At 48.5% G+C, this 20,712-nt stretch carries 20 protein-coding genes and 2 pseudogenes; 1 reads left to right on the forward strand and 21 read right to left on the reverse strand.

Features of this window, described 5'->3' with window-relative positions:
• Nucleotides 1-42: 42 nt before the first annotated feature.
• The 3 genes and pseudogenes from DW922_RS13635 to DW922_RS13645 all read right to left on the reverse strand — a co-directional run.
• A pseudogene (locus DW922_RS13635) lies at nucleotides 43-297 on the reverse strand (GTP pyrophosphokinase family protein); the annotation flags it as partial.
• Nucleotides 298-306: 9 nt separating this feature from the next.
• Nucleotides 307-621 carry a hypothetical protein gene (locus tag DW922_RS13640; RefSeq protein ID WP_347560322.1) on the reverse strand — a complete coding sequence of 105 codons (315 nt, stop codon included), beginning with the start codon at nucleotides 619-621 and terminating at the stop codon, nucleotides 307-309.
• 98 nt (nucleotides 622-719) lie between these two features.
• Nucleotides 720-1,973 carry an ATP-binding protein gene (locus tag DW922_RS13645; protein ID WP_008400146.1) on the reverse strand — a complete coding sequence of 418 codons (1,254 nt, stop codon included), beginning with the start codon at nucleotides 1,971-1,973 and terminating at the stop codon, nucleotides 720-722.
• A 331-nt stretch (nucleotides 1,974-2,304) separates the two neighbouring features.
• On the opposite strand from DW922_RS13645, the gene DW922_RS13650 reads away from it, so the two are divergent.
• A complete protein-coding gene (locus DW922_RS13650; RefSeq protein ID WP_118726871.1) occupies nucleotides 2,305-2,529 on the forward strand; it encodes a LysR family transcriptional regulator in 225 nt (74 codons plus the stop codon).
• Between the two features lie 35 nt (nucleotides 2,530-2,564).
• Here the strand turns inward: DW922_RS13650 and DW922_RS13655 are convergent.
• The 18 genes and pseudogenes from DW922_RS13655 to DW922_RS13735 form a co-directional block, all read right to left on the reverse strand.
• Nucleotides 2,565-2,681, reverse strand: a pseudogene (locus tag DW922_RS13655) (DUF2992 family protein); the annotation flags it as partial.
• An 11-nt stretch (nucleotides 2,682-2,692) separates the two neighbouring features.
• A complete protein-coding gene (locus DW922_RS13660) occupies nucleotides 2,693-3,856 on the reverse strand; it encodes a DUF3048 domain-containing protein (RefSeq protein ID WP_347560037.1) in 1,164 nt (387 codons plus the stop codon).
• Nucleotides 3,853-4,350 (reverse strand): rRNA maturation RNase YbeY, encoded by a 498-nt coding sequence (ybeY, locus tag DW922_RS13665; RefSeq protein ID WP_118532552.1) that lies wholly within the window; start codon nucleotides 4,348-4,350, stop codon nucleotides 3,853-3,855. The genes DW922_RS13660 and ybeY overlap by 4 nt, the downstream gene beginning before the upstream one ends.
• Nucleotides 4,351-4,451: 101 nt before the next feature.
• On the reverse strand, nucleotides 4,452-5,471 hold the full coding sequence (locus tag DW922_RS13670) for a PhoH family protein (RefSeq protein ID WP_118726872.1): 1,020 nt from the start codon (nucleotides 5,469-5,471) through the stop codon (nucleotides 4,452-4,454).
• A 65-nt stretch (nucleotides 5,472-5,536) separates the two neighbouring features.
• Complete coding sequence (gene yqfD, locus DW922_RS13675) at nucleotides 5,537-6,727, reverse strand: sporulation protein YqfD (protein WP_118726873.1); 1,191 nt, start codon at nucleotides 6,725-6,727, stop codon at nucleotides 5,537-5,539.
• A 116-nt stretch (nucleotides 6,728-6,843) separates the two neighbouring features.
• On the reverse strand, nucleotides 6,844-7,113 hold the full coding sequence (locus DW922_RS13680) for a YabP/YqfC family sporulation protein (RefSeq protein WP_118720120.1): 270 nt from the start codon (nucleotides 7,111-7,113) through the stop codon (nucleotides 6,844-6,846).
• An 87-nt stretch (nucleotides 7,114-7,200) separates the two neighbouring features.
• Nucleotides 7,201-7,377 (reverse strand): 30S ribosomal protein S21, encoded by a 177-nt coding sequence (gene rpsU, locus DW922_RS13685; protein ID WP_005539624.1) that lies wholly within the window; start codon nucleotides 7,375-7,377, stop codon nucleotides 7,201-7,203.
• A gap of 224 nt (nucleotides 7,378-7,601) precedes the next feature.
• Nucleotides 7,602-10,211, reverse strand: a complete 2,610-nt coding sequence (gene alaS / locus DW922_RS13690) for an alanine--tRNA ligase (RefSeq protein ID WP_243032246.1) — start codon at nucleotides 10,209-10,211, stop codon at nucleotides 7,602-7,604.
• A gap of 106 nt (nucleotides 10,212-10,317) precedes the next feature.
• Nucleotides 10,318-10,443, reverse strand: a complete 126-nt coding sequence (locus DW922_RS18320) for a hypothetical protein (protein ID WP_279221163.1) — start codon at nucleotides 10,441-10,443, stop codon at nucleotides 10,318-10,320.
• 164 nt (nucleotides 10,444-10,607) lie between these two features.
• Nucleotides 10,608-11,540, reverse strand: coding sequence for a lysozyme inhibitor LprI family protein (locus tag DW922_RS13695; RefSeq protein WP_118726875.1), 933 nt, complete (start codon nucleotides 11,538-11,540; stop codon nucleotides 10,608-10,610).
• 213 nt (nucleotides 11,541-11,753) lie between these two features.
• A complete protein-coding gene (rnhA, locus tag DW922_RS13700; protein WP_118720116.1) occupies nucleotides 11,754-12,236 on the reverse strand; it encodes a ribonuclease HI in 483 nt (160 codons plus the stop codon).
• Nucleotides 12,237-12,249: 13 nt separating this feature from the next.
• On the reverse strand, nucleotides 12,250-13,851 hold the full coding sequence (locus tag DW922_RS13705) for an MBL fold metallo-hydrolase (RefSeq protein WP_118726876.1): 1,602 nt from the start codon (nucleotides 13,849-13,851) through the stop codon (nucleotides 12,250-12,252).
• Nucleotides 13,852-13,902: 51 nt separating this feature from the next.
• On the reverse strand, nucleotides 13,903-15,378 hold the full coding sequence (spoIVA, locus tag DW922_RS13710) for a stage IV sporulation protein A (RefSeq protein ID WP_118726877.1): 1,476 nt from the start codon (nucleotides 15,376-15,378) through the stop codon (nucleotides 13,903-13,905).
• 169 nt (nucleotides 15,379-15,547) lie between these two features.
• Nucleotides 15,548-16,783, reverse strand: coding sequence for a 6-phosphofructokinase (locus tag DW922_RS13715; RefSeq protein ID WP_118540736.1), 1,236 nt, complete (start codon nucleotides 16,781-16,783; stop codon nucleotides 15,548-15,550).
• Between the two features lie 196 nt (nucleotides 16,784-16,979).
• Nucleotides 16,980-17,690, reverse strand: a complete 711-nt coding sequence (locus DW922_RS13720) for an ABC transporter ATP-binding protein (protein WP_118720112.1) — start codon at nucleotides 17,688-17,690, stop codon at nucleotides 16,980-16,982.
• A gap of 12 nt (nucleotides 17,691-17,702) precedes the next feature.
• Nucleotides 17,703-18,461: an ABC transporter ATP-binding protein gene (locus DW922_RS13725; protein ID WP_118540740.1), complete on the reverse strand. Its 759-nt coding sequence runs from the start codon at nucleotides 18,459-18,461 to the stop codon at nucleotides 17,703-17,705.
• 1 nt (nucleotide 18,462) lies between these two features.
• Complete coding sequence (locus DW922_RS13730; protein ID WP_118705847.1) at nucleotides 18,463-19,524, reverse strand: branched-chain amino acid ABC transporter permease; 1,062 nt, start codon at nucleotides 19,522-19,524, stop codon at nucleotides 18,463-18,465.
• A gap of 9 nt (nucleotides 19,525-19,533) precedes the next feature.
• Complete coding sequence (locus DW922_RS13735) at nucleotides 19,534-20,415, reverse strand: branched-chain amino acid ABC transporter permease (RefSeq protein WP_118726878.1); 882 nt, start codon at nucleotides 20,413-20,415, stop codon at nucleotides 19,534-19,536.
• Nucleotides 20,416-20,712 lie beyond the last annotated feature (297 nt).

Here is a 20,712-nt window from a genome sequence, read left to right on the forward strand (position 1 = left end):
TCATCTCGGCAATTGAATAACCGAGGATTCCCGCTTGTTATCCTAAATTTCGTGTAACATACCAATTTTGTCTTTTATTCTCTGCATTTCATTATCTGCTTCAATGATAGCTCTTGCAGAATGAAGTAATTCTTCACTTATCTCATCATAGCCAGGCATTTCTTCAATTCCTTTTTTATAGCGAAGTTGATGTTCCAATGTTGCCCAGAAATCCATACCATTGGTTCGAATCTGTAATTCTACACGCATAGGTGTTTTACCCTTAGCAAAAAATACTGGTATTTCAACAATCATATTTTTCCCAGATTATTTCTCCATCAGTTTTTCAAACCAGGTATCCATAGCTAGGATGAATTGACTTACGTCTGGCAATTCTTGCAGCATTTCGTTTAGGGTTTTGTGCTTCACATATTTCTGCACATACACCCAACAGGCAACGCTACTGGCTTCTGATACAATGTCAGCTATGGTTTTGCGCATAAGCTCTTCAAATTCAGCAATTTCTTCTTTCGGAACAACATCATACAGTGTTGGTGCCTGATGACTTATTTTTACTCCATTTTCATTTGCATCTTTAAGCAGATTCTTAACTTTTTCTCTTGAATTCTCCGGTACTTTCATGTACTCCCACATAAATGCTACCACATCGGCTGGCCTTATTTATATCATTTCACTCTTTTTTGAAATAGAACAACACCACAGCAACAACTCAAATCGACTTAAAATTCCAGACTATTCGCATTCAGCAAGAAATACTTCATTCCCATGATGACAAAACCTTCATCATTTCTCCAAGGCTTTTTGCTGCCATTTACAATGACGATCTTCTTGAAAGAGTCCGGGATATTACGCAGAGAATTGAACTCCTGCGTCTGTTTTTCTTCCGAAGTCATGTCATATGCAACCTGGATATAGTATCTCTGGTTTCCTTGATTCACCACAAAGTCAACCTCCAACTGCTTGCGAACACGTTTGCCCTCTTTATCCTTATCGAAGATATCCACGACACCCACATCAACATTGTAGCCACGGATCAACAGCTCGTTATAAACAATGTTCTCCATGATATGAGTAGGCTCCTGCTGTCTGAAATTCAGACGTGCATTTCTCAGTCCCAGATCCGTAAAGTAGTATTTCAGATTTGCACCGATATACTTTCTGCCCTTAATATCGTATCGGCTTGCCTTGGAAATCAAAAAGGCATCTGTCAAATAGTCGATATGCTTGGAGATGGTTTTATTAGCATAAGTCATCTGGCGCTCACTGGCAAAGGTATTGGCAATCTTTGAAGGGTTGGTCGGTGCGCCGATTGCAGATGCAAGCACATCAACCAGAATCCCAATCTCATCCACGTTCTGAATCTTATTTCTTTCAATAACATCCTTCAGATAGACATTTGCAAAGATGTTCTTCAGATAGTCCGCTTTCTGTCGTTCGCTCTGGAAACTTACGATCTGCGGCAATCCTCCGTAGATCATGTAGTCATCCCATGCATCATCATAATCGCCGTCATAGACAGAATAAAACTCTGCAAAGGAGAGAGGGTAGATTCTAATCTCATCACCTCTGCCACGGAATTCGGTCACAATGTCGCTGGACAGGAACTTGGAATTACTTCCGGTGACATACACATCAATATTGCTCATGCGGAGCAGGCTGTTCAGCACTTCCTCAAATTGTGACATAAACTGCACTTCATCAAGAAGCAGATAGTATTTGCCATCGTCTTTCATGGCATCTTTGATGTACTTGAAACACACCTTAGGATCTCTTAGTTCCTCATTTTCAATACCGTCCAATGCAATCTCAATAATATGATCAACATCAACGCCGTTCTCCAGTAAGTATCTCTTAAAGATGGTAAACAGCAAAAAGGATTTGCCACATCTACGAATGCCGGTAATCACCTTTATCATTCCATTATCTTTTCGCAGGGTCAGCTGCTGTAGGTAAGCGTCTCTTTTAATCTCCATCGTTACGCTCCCCCTTTCCGTGCATCTGCACACTTTTTAGTAATGAGATTCTATCACAGAACGACGTGATTTTCAATATGTATTCCCATTTTATGTGCATCTACACACTTTTATGTAATGTTGATAAATATATTTTCAGATTTTTTTGATTGCAGTGTCTATAATCGACTACTCCAATCGTTATTATAGGTAAACAACAAAAAGAAGATGGTTTCGATGTTTCATTAAATATGTTCGTTAGTCTTTTACGTTGTATGAATGAAAAGGACGGAAACGGATTCCCTTAACTGATTCTGAAGTAAATGTTACCTATCACCTGATTAGTTCCGCTATGCTATTTAGACAGATTGAATATTTTCAGGCTATCATTGAAACAGGGAACTTTTATCAGGCTGCTGAAAAATGTAATGTTTCCCAATCAGCTATTTCCCAACAGATAAAAAAGCTGGAACAGGAGCTTGGGGTAAAACTTTTTGACAGACATAACCGGACCTTCTCACTGACACCAGCAGGAGAACACTTTTACAGAAAAAGTCTCATTATACCCGACTGTTGAGGTAAGCATCATAGTTGGAAGTCATGAAGAGTTATATATTTCAAACTGGCATAATATTTTTGAATATATTCCTGCACCTCATAATCTTTTGGTTCTGCACCAAAAGTCACCTTTGCTACAGACAACTTACCGTCCTCGATACGCTCAACAAGTGATTATACTTTCATTCAATCTTCGCCGGCTGCATATCGTTCGTAGTGCAGATGCAGATCCAGGTCTTGCCCGGGTTTAAGGTGATCTCGTTGCCGGAAGCATCGTAGTAATGGGTCACACCAAACTCCCCGTCTTTTTCACAGGTGATGTCTTCCACCTTGCCATTGGAAATATAATATCCCCAGGTATCGGCCTGCACGTTGATGTTGCGGTACTCTGTTGATGCGTAATAAGCCGCCGGACAGTACTGGATGATGATGTTTTTCACTGCGATCTGCCCTTCGTCTCCCATATGCGGGCCTCCATACTGGAACCGGTAATACAGGCCGTCGTCCTCATGGTATTCAAACCACGGATTGTTTAACTTGTAGCCAGGCGTTACCTTATAAGCATCGCGCACATCGGCTCCATGCATGACTGCTTCCGTGCCTTCTTTTGCAAACCGGAAATGCCCGTCATAGTCTGCGTCGTATTCCTGGCTGTAACCCAGCTTTTCGATCGCACGCTGGATCCCGGCAAAGCTTGCATAGGCATTGTGCGGAGATTTTTTATCTTTGGAGCGGAAATATGCGGTACTTCCCTGTCCTTCGATTCCATTGATGTTATCAATGAATTTTAAATATGGCTTTGCAAAGGTACTCTGGCCAAAATGCGCATAGATTGCATCAAATTCTCTTGCAAAATATACATAATAAGTACGGCAGCTGCGCACTGAACCGATCCGGGTCAGGTCATCATAATTTTCCATGATCGCCAGGTAACGGTTCATGGTTGCCTCAACCGGAGCCTCATAAACCACCCCGGCCCGGTTGATGCCATACTGCGGCAAAGCTGCCTTGTCATTGCTCATCATGATTGCCAGCGGACGCCGGTTTCCCTGGGATACCGGCACCATTTCTCCAGTCAAATAACTGCGGATCATGCCATCCTTTTCGACTCTTGGCTCCTGCTCATCCGGATCAGCCAGATCGGTCTCCTGCACAGGCGCTTCGGTTTCCGGTGCCTCGGTTTCAATCTCGATTGGTTTTGTCTCCGGTTCCGGCACTGCCGATTCTACGGATATCTTATTCTCTGCTTCCTTTGCCTGACAGCCGGTCAGTGCCACAGCCCCCACCGTGAGACACCACGCTGCCATAACCCCTAACGCATACTTCTTCCCCTTGTTTTTTCTCATCTATGATAGCCCTCTCCTGCCAGTATTTCCCGTTGTCTGGTTTCCATGACTTCCCGCTCTGCATCTTCCATGTGGTCATAACCACACAGATGAAGCATGCTGTGCGCGATCAGAAAAGCAAGTTCGCGCTCCCTGGAATGGCCATATTTTTCTGCCTGCTCGATCACCTTTTCCACCGAAACAATGATGTCACCCAGGATCAGCTCTCCGGTCTCCGGATTAAAATAATCCTCCACTGCTTCCTCCACATGGCTGAAATCGGATTCTTTCTCAAAATCGATCATTGGGAAAGAAAGGACATCCGTCGGACGGTCGATCTGGCGGTAATCGCGGTTGATCTCCTGAATTGCGTCATTGTCCGTCAGGATCAGGTTTACTTCTGCCTCGTAAGGGCATTTCTCATAATCCAGCGCCGCCGGGATGATGTCGTTTGCCACCTTTTCATAGTCCACATCCAGAGGCTTATCTGTCTCATATTCGATATTAATAGTCATGGTATCTTCCGCCTTTCTGACCGGCACACCAAGTCTTCCGGTCCTGTTTTATCGAAACGATTCTGTGTCGTCACCGCACGTTTTGCATCGCAGCTTTGTTCCTATTTATGATATTTGAAATCCCTCAGCCGATGCGTTTTCTCCTTTGCAGGCTGTTTTGGCGTGGTTTTCTTTTCGTAATCGTCGTAAGCCTGTACGATCTTCTGAACCAGCGGATGACGTACTACATCATTGCTGGTCAGGTTGCAGAAACCGATATCGTCAATCTTTCCAAGCACCTTCATGGCAACGTCAAGACCGGATACTGCGCCGCTTGGCAGATCCTTCTGGGTCTTATCACCGGTGATGATGACCTTGGAACCAAAGCCGATTCGGGTTAAGAACATCTTCATCTGCGCAGGTGTCGTATTCTGCGCCTCATCCAGGATGATATAGGCATTGTCCAGGGTACGGCCTCTCATGTACGCAAGCGGTGCCACCTCGATCAGTCCCTTCTCCTGGTTATGCAAAAAGCTCTCTGCACCCATGATCTGGTACAGGGCATCGTAGAGCGGGCGCAGGTACGGGTCGATCTTGCTCTGTAAGTCACCCGGCAAAAATCCAAGCTTCTCGCCTGCCTCAATGGCCGGACGCGTCAAAATGATACGGTTTACATCGCCATTTTTAAAGGCGGAGATCGCCATGGCCATGGCAAGGTAAGTTTTACCGGTTCCGGCAGGTCCGATGCCGAATACGATCATTTTCTTGCGGATGGTATCCACATACTGCTTCTGTCCTACCGTTTTCGGTTTTACCGGCTTTCCGTTGATGGTCCGGCAGATAATATCTTTATCGATCTCCAGGATCGCATCGTCTGACTCGGTAAAGCAAAGGGATAATGCATAGTCTACATTCTGCTCGGTAATGGCATTGCCGCGCTTTGACAGCTCAACCAGATTGTTGAACACGCTCTTTGCCCGGTGGATCATCAGTTCCGGTCCGATCAGCTTGATGGCACCATCTCTTGCCACGATCGTCACATGCAGCGTCCGCTCAATCTTTTTTAAATAGCCGTCAAACTGGCCGCATACATTTTTCTCATGCTCTGCCGGGATATCAATTATTGTCTCAATTACACTCATTCTGTCTTATTTGCTCCTTACTGTATCATACGAAATTTTCAGTTCCGAAAATTTCTACCTGTGAACTATTCTAGCTTTTGACCGGTCCCGGCAGGCTCCTCCACAGTCATGCTTCCGCAGATGGTCCAGCCGGTACTGTTATCTAATATTTTAACATCATTTTCGATTATTTGTACCCCTTTTTGTATAAAATCTTGTAATTTCCTTTCATGAACCGCTTTTGTTAAGGCATCTAGCTCTGTTTTCGTACGTTTCCGCTCCACAACTTCATATTCCCTGGCCGTGATTATCTCCATCCAGACTGGCAGATAAAAGTTCTCAAACAAGACCAGCTGCTTTCCGGCACGCGTAACTTCCCACAGCTTCTTCTTTTGTACAGGGAGCATGGCAAGAAGATCTATTCTGCCTATGCGCAGCCGGAATCCGGTCTGTTTTTTTCCTGTATAGCTTTGGATCTGTTCAAAACGAGGTACGTTTTCGCGGTAGCTTTCCTGTGTCTGCAGCAGGATATCTGCATCTGCACGCACAAACAGATTGCGCACCACCTCGCCGGAATCATCGGTGATCGGAACTATGCCCTCCACCAGAAGCTGTCCCGGTTTCACCTCATCTCCCGGCTGCACCGCTGCTTTTCCGGCCCTTACAATCATAGAAACGACTGTTCCTGCCTTTTCGGCCACCAGATTGCGCGGTGTCTCATCCTTTAATGGAATTTTTCCGGCTGTTTCATTTTCCCGGATCCGGATCTGCAGCCTGGTACCGGCTACATGGGCAGATACCCAGACAATCTGGGGACAACGGCTCCGAAGTTCCTCCTCGATCTGGTCACAGTCCACCTGTGACTTTCGCATTCCATAAATTACACCGATTTCCTGAAGCTCCCTGCTCAGGGTATCATTGGAAAAACGAAGGTTCCCGTCAAAGCTGATATTCCAGATAAACCGGGACATCACAAACAAAAGGAGAAAAAAGCCCGCGATGCCGACTGCAAACAATTTTCGTTTCCGGTTCCGGTATAAAAAAAAGGGCAGTCCCAGTTTTTCCTGAACACGGACCCGAACACCAGCCTTGCGCACGAACGGCCGGATCCGGAAAAAATCAGAAAGCAGCAGAAAAAACTGGTACTGTTCCTTTTCAAAAGTCAGATTCCATAACGAAATCCCGTTCCCCCGGCACAGATTCAAAAAACGTTCCGGCGAGCCTCCTGTCATGCGTACCTTTACATATCCGGTGTAGCATTGTTTCAGCCACCGCACGCTGCATACCGCCTCCCGACTGTTCCAGACTCATCCCGTTCCCTTTTTTGTGTCGCTTCCGCTTCGTCGCAGTTTTCTTTTTTCCAAAACAGGTGAGCCTCCCTGTCCTGCTCTTTTCAGTCACAAAATTCCATACTCTGGATCTGCCCGGATATTTTCATGGCATCCCGGTCGTAATATTCAATCCTCAATCGCTTCCCACAGATCTGAAGCCTGCAGTCTTTGCCTTTCAGGCGGATGCAGGAATCATCAAACCACAGGATCCCCCGGTAATTTTCCACGGTAACACTGTATCTCCCGGAAAAAGACAACAAAATTTCCCCAAGGACCACATCTCCCGGAAGCTTCAAATGCTCTGTTGCAGCCTGTTTTGCCTGATCAAACACGGTATCGCTCCCAGTCTCTGTCTGCAAAGCCTTTGCAAATAAGATATGAAAAAATCCCTGGTCATAGACCAGGGATCAGAGAAATGCTTAATTAAATTTGCGTTTTCTTGCAGCTTCAGACTTTTTCTTGCGTCTTACGCTTGGCTTCTCGTAATGCTCTCTCTTACGAATTTCCTGCTGAATACCAGCCTTTGCGCAGTTTCTTTTGAATCTGCGTAATGCGCTGTCCAGACTCTCGTTCTCTTTAACGATAACGTTTGACATAGCTCACACCTAACCTCCCTCCAGTTGTGTACTTGTGCATAATACAACTGTTTGGGTATTTTATAGCACTGGTATGATTATAGCACAAAATCTCTATTCGTCAACTGTTTTTTAAGTTTTTTTGCGGATTTTCGTATTTTTTTGCAGGACAGCCGGAACACGCTGCTATTTACGCATCGCGCAAACAGTAACGTATCCCGGCTGTCTGTGTATTACAACATATTTTACTGGATCTGCTCTGCTGCAGTCTCGTAAGCCTTCTCAAGTGCAGCGTCCACACCGGCCGGGTTCTTACCGCCTGCCTGTGCCATGTTCGGACGTCCGCCGCCGCCACCGCCTACAAGTCCGGCAATGGCCTTGACTAAGTTGCCTGCATGAGCGCCCTTCTTCTGAGCCTCATCGGTTGCGGTTACCATCAGGTTAACCTTATCGCCCTGAACGGATGCCAGAACGATCACGCCCTCACCGAGCTTCTCTTTCAGCTGGTCACCCAGACCGCGCAGGCCGTTCATGTCAACATCTGCAACCTTTGCAGCCAGAACCTTCACGCCTTTGACATCGCGAACCTGGTTCATGACATCGCCTAACGCTTCATTTGCCAGTTTGCTCTTTAATTTCTCGTTCTCAGCGTGCAGTGCTTTCATCTCCTCCAGCATGGATTCGATCTTGCTCTTTAAATCAGCCGGGGTGGTCTTTGCTGCCTTCGCCGCCTCTGCTAACTCCTGCTCCATGTTCTCATAGTAGCGCATCAGACCGTCACCGGTCAGTGCTTCGATTCTGCGGACACCTGCTGCGATGCCTGCCTCAGAGAAGATCTTGAACGCATGAATCGTGCCAGTAGAAGCCACATGAGTACCGCCGCAAAGCTCCGTGGAGAAGTCGCCCATCTTAACCACACGGACCTTCTCACCATATTTTTCACCAAACAGTGCCATAGCACCGGTCTTCTTCGCTTCATCCAGACTCATCTCCTGAGTTACAACAGCCAGATTCTCCTGAATCTTTTCATTTACCAGATCTTCAACCTTTTTGATCTCCTCCGGAGTCATAGCGGAGAAATGGGTAAAGTCGAAACGGAGTCTGTCCGGGGTTACTAAGGAACCAGCCTGCTCTACATGATCGCCTAATACCGTACGCAGTGCCTTCTGTAACAGATGGGTTGCACTGTGGTTCTTCTCGGTAGAACGGCGGGAAGCCTCATTTACCTTTAAGGTAACGGTCTCGCCCACAGCCAGCATACCGCTGGTCATATGTCCCACATGGCCGATCTTTCCGCCCTGTAAGTGAATGGTATCTTCTACAACAAAGGTGCCATTGTTGGCTCCGGTGATCACGCCGGTATCGCCGCACTGACCGCCCATGGTTCCGTAGAACGGCGTCTCATCCACGATGATGGTTCCGCGCTGACCGTCGGTTAAAGCTTCCACGATCTCGGTATCGGTCGTCAGAACCGTGATCTTGGACTCATGCTGCAGTCTGTCGTAGCCAACGAACTTGGAAGTGATCTCAGCCGGGATAGACTGGTATACGGTAACATCTGCACCCATGTAGTTGGTTGTCTTACGTGCTTTTCTTGCTTTCTCACGCTGCTCTTTCATCGCTGCCTGGAAGCCGTCCTCGTCTACCGTCAGGTTCTTCTCTTCCAGGATCTCGATGGTTAAGTCTAACGGGAATCCGTAGGTATCGTACAGCTTGAATGCATTCTCGCCGGAAAGTACGGTCTCGTTCTTTGCGGACATCTCGCTCTCCATATCTGCAAGGATTGCAAGGCCCTGGTCGATGGTCTTGTTGAACTTTTCTTCCTCTTCTGCAAGAACCTTTAAGATCATAGCCTTCTTCTCTTCCAGCTCCGGATAACCATCCTTGGAAAGCTCGATGACCGTCTTGGAAAGCTCCGGCATGAATCTGCCCTCAATGCCAAGCAGACGTCCATGACGTGCCGCACGGCGGATCAGACGGCGCAGAACATAGCCACGGCCCTCGTTGGACGGCATGATGCCGTCGGAGATCATGAAAGTACAGGACTTCACATGGTCAGCGATGATACGCAGGGAAACATCTTTCTTATAGTCTACCTGATACTCGGTGTGTGCCAGGGCACAAACCTCATCCAGAAGTGCCTTGTTGGTATCTACGGTGAACAGGGAATCTACATCCTGAACAACCACGGCCAGACGCTCCAGACCCATACCGGTATCAATATTCTTCTGCTTTAACTCGGTATAGTTGCCATGTCCGTCGTTCTCGAACTGGGTGAATACGTTATTCCATACCTCGATGTAACGGTCACACTCACAGCCTACGGTACAGCCCGGCTTACCACAGCCGTACTTCTCACCACGGTCATAGTAGATCTCAGAACACGGACCGCACGGACCAGCGCCATGCTCCCAGAAGTTATCCTCTTTACCGAAGCGGAAGATCTTCTCTGCCGGAACACCGATCTCCTTGTTCCAGATGTTGAATGCCTCGTCATCGTCCAGGTATACAGACGGATACAGACGGTCTTTTTCCAGTCCTACAACCTCAGTTAAGAACTCCCAGGACCAGTGGATTGCCTCGTCCTTAAAATAATCGCCGAATGAGAAGTTGCCCAGCATCTCAAAGAAGGTGCCGTGGCGTGCAGTCTTACCGATGTTCTCGATATCACCGGTACGGATACACTTCTGGCAGGTGGTCACACGTCTTCTTGGCGGGATCTCCTGTCCGGTGAAATAAGGCTTTAACGGTGCCATACCGGAGTTGATGAGGAGCAGGCTGTTGTCGTTGTGCGGCACCAGGGAAAAGCTCTTCATTGCCAGATGTCCCTTGCTCTCAAAGAATTCCAGGAACATTCTTCTCAGTTCATTTACTCCATACTTCTTCACTTTACTACTTCCTCCGTATTATCACTGTTTGCTGTATAGAACAGGAAACAGCTGGATTTTGCCAGACCGCCCTTTATGCGCGGTCTGCATCTTTCTTGTCTCTGAACTTCTTGCCGCAGATAATGCCCGCGTACGCGAGTGCTGCAAAGATAACGGCTTTTACGGTATATCCAATCAGACTTGTTGCGATTGCTGCCATAGTAAATTCCTCCTTATGTTCAGAAAAATATCAATTCATCTTTGTATCTTACCATAGGAAAAGACAATTATCAAGACCTAAACAGGCAGGAACACATGGTTCCTGCCTGCTTTCATGGATTGCGGATTGCAAATCGGCAGCATGCCAATCCTGCATTCTCACATCTATTCCTTTTTCCCGTCCAAAATGGTTTCGTAGCGCTCTGCAAGTTCATAGACCCGCTCCCTTGTGATGTCCCGCAGGGAACGGATATATTCCAGTTCTTCCAATGCACTGCCATTCTGTCTTTTTGAGTTTGATACCGCGGTACTCTCCCGGTCTCGCACCCAGCTGCGCTGTTCTGCGAAAAACGAGTTTTTTTCCTCGCCGGAGAGCTGCTGTTCCAGCACTTCCAGAATCCCTTGAAGCTTATTTTCCCAGATTTTCCGTTCCGAGTCAGCTGCTGCCTTCATGGCATTGGCACTTCCTTCCGCAGCTGCCTCCCGCCGGCTCTGTGCCTGCTCGTCCAGTTTTGCAAGCTGGGACATGATCCCGCTTTTTTCTGTCTGTGCAGTCTCCGATGGATACGTGGACTCATCCATTGCCTGCGCCTGTACCGCAGCCCCGGCTTCCGGTGATCTCTGCACTTCGGATGATGGTGCCGTTTTTAAAAGCGGCTGCGAATCTGATGCCCCGGCATTTCCTGCTGCTGTCTGTGCTTCTTCTGTTTGCCCTACACCAGTCCATGCCTGACCGCTTTTTGTCTGCCCAGCACCAGCCGGCATCTGTCCGGATTCTATCCGCCCAGCACCAGCCAACGCCTGTCCGGATTCTGTTTGTCCAGCATTTGCCTGTCCTGCGGCAGTCACAGGTTGCCCGGATTCTGTCTGCCCTATGCCAGTGAGTGTCTGTCCCGTCTCTGTCTGTCCCGCATCAGCCAGTGCCTGTGCCACAGCTTCTTCTGCTATGGTCGTTGTTTCTGATTCATTGCTTCCTTCTGAGAGTTCCGAAACATATTCGTTCCCACCAGCTGCCAAATGCCGGACGGAATAATTCGTTATGCTAGCCCCAGCCACGCAGATCACTGCAATGGCTACCCAGATTCCTTTTAATTTCATAAATTTCTTCAATCCTGTCTGTGGTATGATTCTGTCTGTTCCATATAAATACACTGCCTGCACCGGTCAGAGATCCGGTACCGGCTGTTTATTGCTGAACTTAACATACCACAAACAGGACGAAATGAAAATATAAGTTCAAAAGAAGTAAAAAATCGTAAGAAAGCCTTAACAGTTACCGCTTCCACAACAAATCAGCGGCTTCCCGCGCTTCTATGCGTCCAGTCCTTCATCCACCAGAAGATCCGTTCCGTCTGCTGCCGTTGTAGCCAGCTGGTCGCACCGCTCATTCTGCGGGTGCCCGGCATGTCCCTTCACCCAGATAAAGTTCACACGGTGCGGTGCCTTCGCCTTTAATAAGCGTTCCCAGAGGTCAATATTCTTCACGGGACCGCTCTTGCCGCGCTTCCAGTTGTTCTTCACCCAGTTGTCGATCCAGCGCTGGTTGAAGGCATCCGTCAGATATTTGGAATCTGAATACAGATCTACCTCACAGGGACGGTTTAATGCCTCCAGAGCCACGATCGCCGCCATCAGCTCCATCCGGTTGTTGGTGGTCTTTTTGTAGCCGGCAGACAATTCCCGCTCGTGGAGCACGCCCTTGCTGTCCGTAAAATGCAGCACGGCTCCGTAGCCGCCCGGTCCGTCTGGGTTGCCTCTCGCCGAACCATCTGTGTAAATCTGTACTTTTGACATAATCTAATTTCTCCTATCTGTCCCATTTATCGCATAATGCATTGATCTGGTCTGCGAATTTTCCCAGATCCTTGTTGGCTCCACCCTCGTTGCGGCGGATGACGCCCATCAGGCGCTCGCCTGCAGCCAGAAGTCTCGCAAAGACTCCACTCGCTTTCTTCGCCGGTGCGCTCTTGGCCGGGATCGGGATTCCGGCAGTCTCGCGTACCCAGATGCCTTTGATCAGATCAAATTCCGCACCAGAATACGGTGCCTTGGCCGGCACGCCGGTCTTTTCGGTTAAAAGCTCCGCAAAGCGGTCGCAGACCTCGTCATTGCCATGAACCACGAAGAACTGCTGCGGCTTCTTCTCAAATGCCAGGGCCCAGGCCAAAAGTCCGTTCTGGTCCGCATGACCGCTGATATCGTGAAGCACCTCAATGTGTGCCTCCACATCGATACTCTCACCAAAAAGCTTTACTTCCTTACTTCCATCCACCAGTGCCCTTCCGATGGTACCCACTGCCTGGTAACCGGCAAAGATCACCGTACATTCCTTGCGCCACAAATTGTGTTTTAAATGGTGGCGGATACGGCCTGCATCGCACATACCGGAAGCAGAGATGATAACTTTCGGTTTTGCATCAAAGTTGATGTTAATGGATTCGTCGCTGGTTACGGAAAGCTTTAAGCCTGGGAAGGAGATCGGGTTGATGCCCTCCTCAACCAGTTCCTTTGTTTCCTCATCGTAGCACTCCACCTGGTTTTCCTTGAATACATGGGTGGCCTCCACGGCTAGCGGGCTATCGACATAAACTTCAAAATTATCGTGTCCATGGATCAGATGCTGGGATTTGATCTGACGGAAATAGTAAAGCAGCTCCTGGGTACGACCTACCGCAAAAGCAGGAATCACCACATTGCCGCCGCGGTCCAGCGTTTCCTGGACGATCCGCACCAGCTCGGAAATATGGTCTTTTCCTTTCTGGTGGAACCGGTCCCCGTAGGTGGACTCCATCACCGCATAATCTGCTTCCGCTGTGTAGATCGGATCGCGGATCAGCGGTTTGTTGAAATTGCCGATATCACCGGAAAAGACAATCTTCTTCTCCACACCGTCTTCCTTCATCCAGATCTCGATCGAAGCAGATCCAAGAAGGTGGCCGATATCCGTAAACCGGATGGAAACCTCATCGTTGACTTCCACGATTTCCCCATAATTATAGCCTTCAAAATGCTCCAAAACGCCCAGCGCATCGTTCATCTCATATAACGGCGGGACCTCCGGGCGTCCGGCACGTCTTGCCTTCCGGTTCTTCCACTCCGCATCCATCTCCTGAATGTGCGCACTGTCCTTTAACATGATGTTGCACAGGTCACAGGTCGCATTGGTCGCGATGACCCTGCCTTTAAATCCTCTCGCATAAATGTAAGGCAGCATACCTACATGGTCAATATGCGAATGGGTCAGAAGCACAAACTGGATATCCGACCACGGCACCGGCGGTTCTACATTTTCATAAATGTTGACACCCTGCTCCATACCACAGTCAACCAGGAATTTTGTTGTTCCCACTTCCAGATAATGACAGCTGCCTGTTACCTCATGTGCTGCTCCGCTGAAAACTAGTCTCATATAGCACCCTCCTTTTGTATCTATGTGCTCTCGGAGTCCGAGGGTACATGTTTAAATGATGATACAGATCAGGCCTCCGTTGCTGTCGTTGATGATCTTCTGGAGCGCATCCTGAAGCTTTGCCTGACACTCCTCTGTCATCTGGTTCACTTTAGCCTGAATCCCATCTTCTACAATCTGTTCTATGGATTTTCCAAATATATTTGTCTCCCAGATCCCGTTTTCTTCCCGGTTTGCATTTTCCTTCATATATGCGATCAGATCCTGCGCCTGCTGCTCGCTCCCCACAATGGGCGCGATCTCCGTCTGGATCTGGGCGCGAATCAGGTTGATGGACGGCGCTTCGGCTTTCATCTTGACACCGTAACGGTTTCCGTGACGGATCACCGCCGGTTCATCCAAAACAATCTCTGACCGCTCCGGTGTCACCACGCCATAGCCCCTTGCCCGCACCTGTTCCAGCGCGTTCTGGATCTTATCGTACTCCGTGCGCTTCGCTGCCAGCTCTTTTAGCTGCTGCATCAGCTGGTATTCATCTGCGATCTGGAGTCCGGAAAAATCACTGAGGATCCGATAATAATAGCCTTCATCAAACAGCATCCTCACCTGGACTCTGCCGTCAGACAGTTCCATGCGCCCGGTCTCCATACCGCTTACCGCCTCTGCTTCTTCATCCTTCCAGGACGCTTTTAAATCCTTCATCCGGCGGATGCGGCTCATGGCGTTTTTCGCCGCTTTTACCGCCTGCTGCTTTAACCAGTGGGAAGATGGCAGGATTTCCAGCCACTTCGGGATCTGGAAATCCACCTCCGTCACCGGAAATTCAAACAGGATCTGCTTTAAGATCTGGTAAATATCCGTGGTTTTTAACTGCTCGCAGTTGACTGGCATGACACAGACCTCATACTGTGCTTCCATATCCTTTGCAAGCGTTCTTGTTTCCTCTGAATACGGGCGGCTGGAGTTTAAAAGTACCAGAAACGGCTTTCCGATCTCTTTTAATTCCCGGATTGCCGTTTCTTCTGGTTTTATGTAGGCTTCCCGTTCCAGTTCGCCAAACGAGCCATCGGTCGTGATCACGAGACCGATCGTGGAATGATCACGGATGACCTTCCGCGTTCCGATCTCTGCTGCCATGGTAAACGGAATGCTCTCCTCAAACCACGGGGTCTTCACCAGGCGCTCTTTCTCGTTTTCCATGTGTCCGCTGGCGCCCTCAGTCATAAAGCCTACACAGTCCACCAGACGGACACGGACCTGGGTGTCTTCCCCAAGATCGATCTTAGCTGCTTCCTTGGGCACAAATTTCGGTTCTGTCGTCATGATCGTTTTTCCCGCCGCACTCTGCGGCAATTCATCCCGCGTGCGGTTTTTCTGGTGTTCATCGGTGATTCCCGGTAAAACCATCTGCTCCATAAACCGCTTGATAAACGTTGATTTTCCGGTCCGCACCGGTCCGACCACGCCAAGATAGATTTCGCCGCCGGTCCTGGCCTGGATATCCCGGTATACACTGTACTGATCCATATAGACACTCCCCCGCCAAAAACAGATTTATTTGTTGCTGCAAACAGTAACATTTTTGCTGTTATTAACACTATATGCAGGAGTGTCTGGGAATCATGCGCTTTTATCGCGGAAACTTGCATCCGGAAACTATGTACTTTGCCGCAGAAACTTACGTTTCAGACACAAACTACCGCTTTCCCATGTAAAGATGGCGCGGAATTCCGTCTACCATAACCGACGGGGAATCGCCCTGGATCAGCGGTCTGACATAATCGATAAATTCTTCGGTCACATAAGTACCATCCTTGGTGATCCATTCTCTCGGGACCATCTTTTCACCATTGGCGATCTTATGGACATCGTAAATACCGGTTGCACACTGGTACGGGTCGTCCGAAACGCGGTCGATGACTACCATCTTTCCGGAATCGCCCTCATCTGCCGCCTTCACTGCGGCACCGCCTACCATAAAGGCTTCGTTTACATCAACGCGGGATGCCAGGTGGGCTGCGCTTCGCTGCAGGGTTGAAAATTCGACCGCACGGGTCTTGCAGCCAAGCTCTGCATGGATCACATTCGACAGATAGGTGGCCGTTCCCGCCAGCTGCTTGTGTCCGAAAGCATCTACATAATCGGATGCGCTTCCAAGCTCACTGACATAGCGTCCGTCTTTGATGCGGATTCCCTCGGAAACCGCCACAACCACGACGTCTTTCTTCTCCAGAAGCTTTTTTACCCTTCCGGTAAACTTTTCAATATCGAACGTCAGCTCCGGCAGATAGATCAGGTCCGGTCCGTCGCAGTCCTCGCCGCGCGAGAGCGCTGCAGCTCCGGTCAGCCAGCCTGCATTGCGGCCCATGATTTCGATAATGATCACCTGTTTCTTTTTATAGGAAAAGCCAAGTCCATCCCGAATGACTTCCTTGGTGGAGGTTGCAATGTACTTCGCCGCACTTCCGTAACCCGGAGTGTGATCTGTCAGCGCCAGATCGTTGTCGATGGTCTTCGGAACACCGACAAACTTCTGGGACTGCCCGGTTAAGATTGCGTAATCCGAAAGCTTCTTGATGGTATCCATGGAATCATTTCCGCCGATATAAATAAAACATTCGATATTCAGTTTGTTTAAGATTTCAAAAATCTTCACGTAGATTTCCTGATTCTCATGGATATCCGGCAGCTTGTAACGGCACGTTCCCAAAAATGCAGATGGTGTGCGCTTTAAGATTTCCACGTCCAGATCACTGCGGATATATTTGGACAGATCCACATACTGCTCATCCATCAGCCCCTGAATGCCGAAAAGCATTCCATATACCTTTTTTGCACCGCGGTCGATCGCCGTGCGGTAAACACCTGCAAGACTGGAATTGATGACGGCAGTCGGCCCTCCGGACTGTCCAACGATTACATTGCCCTTCATAGTAAACCCTCCTTATCAAATTTTCCCCAATGCTATGTAATGCAATAATACCACAAAAAGGAGCGAAAAGTCTAGGACTTTCCACTCCTTTTTCTATTATTTTCAGACAGTTTATGATTTTGAAACAAATTCTCTTTTTTTGTCAAATTACCTCATCTGTTTCACTTTTTGTTGCGTTTCGCACAATCTTTTACTTTTACTCGCTTAAGTATGCCTTCTTGACGGAATCGTCGTTCATCAGGTCTTTGGCATCTCCGCTGAGCGCGATCTTACCGGTTTCCAGAACATATGCTCGGCTCGCAATGGAAAGCGCTTTCTTCGCGTTCTGCTCAACCAGAAGTACCGTCACACCGTCTGCGTTGATCTTCTGGATGATATCGAAGATTTCATTTACATAGAGCGGGGACAGACCCATGGACGGCTCGTCCATAACGATCAGCTTCGGATGGGACATCAGCGCACGGCCCATAGCCAGCATCTGCTGCTCACCACCGGACAGGGTTCCTGCCATCTGGTTTTTACGCTCTTCCAGACGCGGGAAACGCTCGTAAATCATCTTCAGGGTTTCTTCCATCTCGTTTTTGTCGTTTCTGGTATAAGCCCCCAGCTTTAAGTTCTGAAGTACGGAAAGCTCTGCAAATACGCGGCGTCCCTCCGGCACATGGGCGATTCCCATGCCAACCAGTTTGTAACCCGGAATCTTTGTAATATCCTGTCCCTCATAGGTAATAGTACCCGCCTTCGACGGGATCAGGCCGGTAATGGTCTGCAGGGTCGTTGTCTTTCCTGCACCATTTGCTCCGATCAGGGCGATGATTTCTCCCTGGTTTACCTCAAATGAGATTCCCTTGATTGCCTGGATCACACCGTAGTAGACTTCCAGGTCTTTTACCTCAAGTATTGCCATCGCTCCAACCTCCTACTCTCCAAGATAAGCCGTGATAACGCGCTTATCGTTCAGTACTTCTGATGTCTGGCCCTGGGTCAGAACCTGACCAAAGTTTAATACAGTCAGTTTCTCGCAGATGCCGGAAACCAGCTTCATGTCGTGCTCGATCAGAAGCACCGTCATATCGAAATGGTCGCGCACAAAGCGGATGGTATCCATCAGCTCTGCAGTCTCGTTTGGGTTCATGCCGGCAGCTGGCTCGTCCAGAAGAAGAAGCTTCGGATCCGTTGCGAGGGCACGCGCGATCTCCAGCTTTCTCTGCTTACCATAAGGAAGGTTGGATGCTTTATAATTACACTCCTTGTCCAGGTCAAACACCTTTAACAATTCCATGGCACGGGCATTCATCTCTTTCTCTACCTTATAGTAATGCGGAAGGCGAAAGATTCCTTCGATCGTGGAATACGGATGATGGTTGTGAAGTCCGACCTTTACGTTGTCCAGAACACTTAATTCCTTGAACAGACGGATGTTCTGGAAGGTTCTCGCGATTCCTGCCTGGTTGATCTCGATAGTATTCTTGCCAGTCAGCTCTTTTCCGTCCAGGAAAATAGAACCGTGATCTGCCTTATAGACACCGGTCAGCAGGTTGAACACTGTGGTCTTACCTGCTCCGTTTGGTCCAATGAGGCCGTAAAGCTGTCCCTTTTCGATGGTCAGGCTGAAATTGTCGACTGCCTTTAAGCCACCGAATGAAATGCCGATATTTTTTACTTCCAGCATAGCCATATTATGCAGCCTCCTTTGCAGATTTCTTATGTTTAAACCTGTCCATAAATACGGAACGCATCTCGATTACTTTCGGGCTGGATGTAAAGATCATCATAACGATCAGCACGATCGCATAGATCAGCATACGGTAATCGTTCAGTCCGCGTAAAAGCTCTGGAAGCATGGTCAAAATGAGCGCTGCGATCATGGAGCCGCGGATGTTGCCCAGTCCGCCCAGAACCACGAATACCAGGATCATGATGGACATGTTGTAGCCGAAGTTCTTCGGGGTTGCTGCCAGGGAGGATAAGTTATGTGCATATAACACGCCTGCCACGCCAGCCAGTGCTGCTGAGATTGCAAATGCCATCAGCTTATATTTGGTGATATTGATTCCCACAGACTCTGCCGCAATGCGGTTGTCACGGATGGACATGATCGCACGGCCGGTACGGGAATTGATCAGGTTCAGTACGATAAACAGAGTCAAAAGTACCAGAATGATACCTACCGTGAAAGTTGCTGCCTTCGGGGTACCGGTAATACCCTGTGCACCCTTGATGATGACAACGCCATCTGCTCCCATGCCAAGGGAAGTGGTATCCTTGATGGAGAAATGGAATCCGTTGGAATCCAGTCCTACATACATTACGTTGATCAGGTTTTTAATGATCTCGCCAAACGCAAGCGTTACGATCGCAAGATAGTCACCCTTCAGACGCAGTACCGGAATACCGATGATAATTCCGAATACGCCAGCAACTGCTGCACCGATGATGAGTGCCAGGAAGAAACGCATGCCCACAGACGGGATCACATTTTCCATGCATTTTGTGAAAAATGCGCCGGTAAACGCACCGACACACATGAAGCCTGCATGTCCAAGGCTTAACTCACCCAGAATACCAACCGTTAAGTTTAACGATACAGCCAGGATCACATAAATACAAAGCGGAACCAGAAGTCCCTTTAACAAACTTGTCATATTTCCGGTCGCAGTTAAGATCTGCACCAGGATCCAGCAGGCGATCACGATTGCATAGGTGATGCCGTTCTGGACAAATATACTGTTCTTCTTCATTCCATTCACCTACACTTTCTCCGTAATCTTTTTGCCCAGGATTCCGGTAGGACGTACCAGAAGCACCACGATCAGTACGGTAAATACGATCGCATCGGAAAGCTGGGAAGAAATATATGCTTTGGAAAGGTTCTCGATCACACCTAACAACACGCCGCCGATGAGTGCGCCTGGAATCGAACCGATTCCACCGAATACAGCTGCTACGAATGCCTTAATACCAGGCATGGAGCCAGTATACGGAGTCAGGGACGGATATGCGGAGCAAAGCAGTGCACCTGCGACTGCTGCCAGCGCGGAGCCGATCGCAAAGGTGATCGCAATGGTGCTGTTTACATTGATACCCATCAGTGTTGCAGCGCCGGTATCCTCAGATACCGCCAGCATAGCCTGTCCAACCTTGGTCTTGTTAATAAAGGTTGTCAGCACCACCATAATGACAATACAGCTGATGATCGTAACCATGGTAACACCGGAAATAGACAGCGCACCACCAGCCAGCTTTAAGCTTGGCACGTTCACAACGGATGTGAACTGACGCGCGTTGGAGCCAAAGATCAGCAGTGCCACATTCTGCAGCAGATAGCTGACACCGATGGCTGTAATTAAGACCGCAAGGGAAGATGCACCACGCAGCGGTTTATAAGCTACACGCTCGATCACAACACCAAGCACCGTGCAGGCGATAACTGCGACCAGCACGCCTGCAAGCGGCGGAAGTCCCAGGGTGCTGACCATGGTAAAGATCACAAAGCCACCAACCATAATAATATCACCATGAGCGAAATTCAGCATTCTCGCAATACCATAAACCATGGTATAACCCAGCGCAATGATCGCGTAGACACTGCCCAGGCTGATTCCATTGATCAAATAAGACAGAAAACTCATGTACCTACCACCTCTTTACTTTTTCCTATAGAATAAAACATAACTGGAATTATAACATAGTCATATTTGAAGTTCAAGCAGAAGTTCGTGAAACTGCACCATTTGTCCGTTAACCAAAGACAAACCTGCAAGACATCGCAGCTCAGGACATACAAAGGAAAATTTGAGCTTCAATCAGTGGGTATGTTATTTGCGACTTTGTACTGTGTAAAGCAAAAAAGAGGACCGCCCGCGTAAGACGATCCCCTTTTGGATATTGCGTTGCTGTTCACATATGCGTGCCTGACAACGTGATTT

Source organism: Clostridium sp. AM42-4 (assembly GCF_003480105.1).
Taxonomy (GTDB): Bacteria; Bacillota; Clostridia; order Lachnospirales; family Lachnospiraceae; genus Brotaphodocola.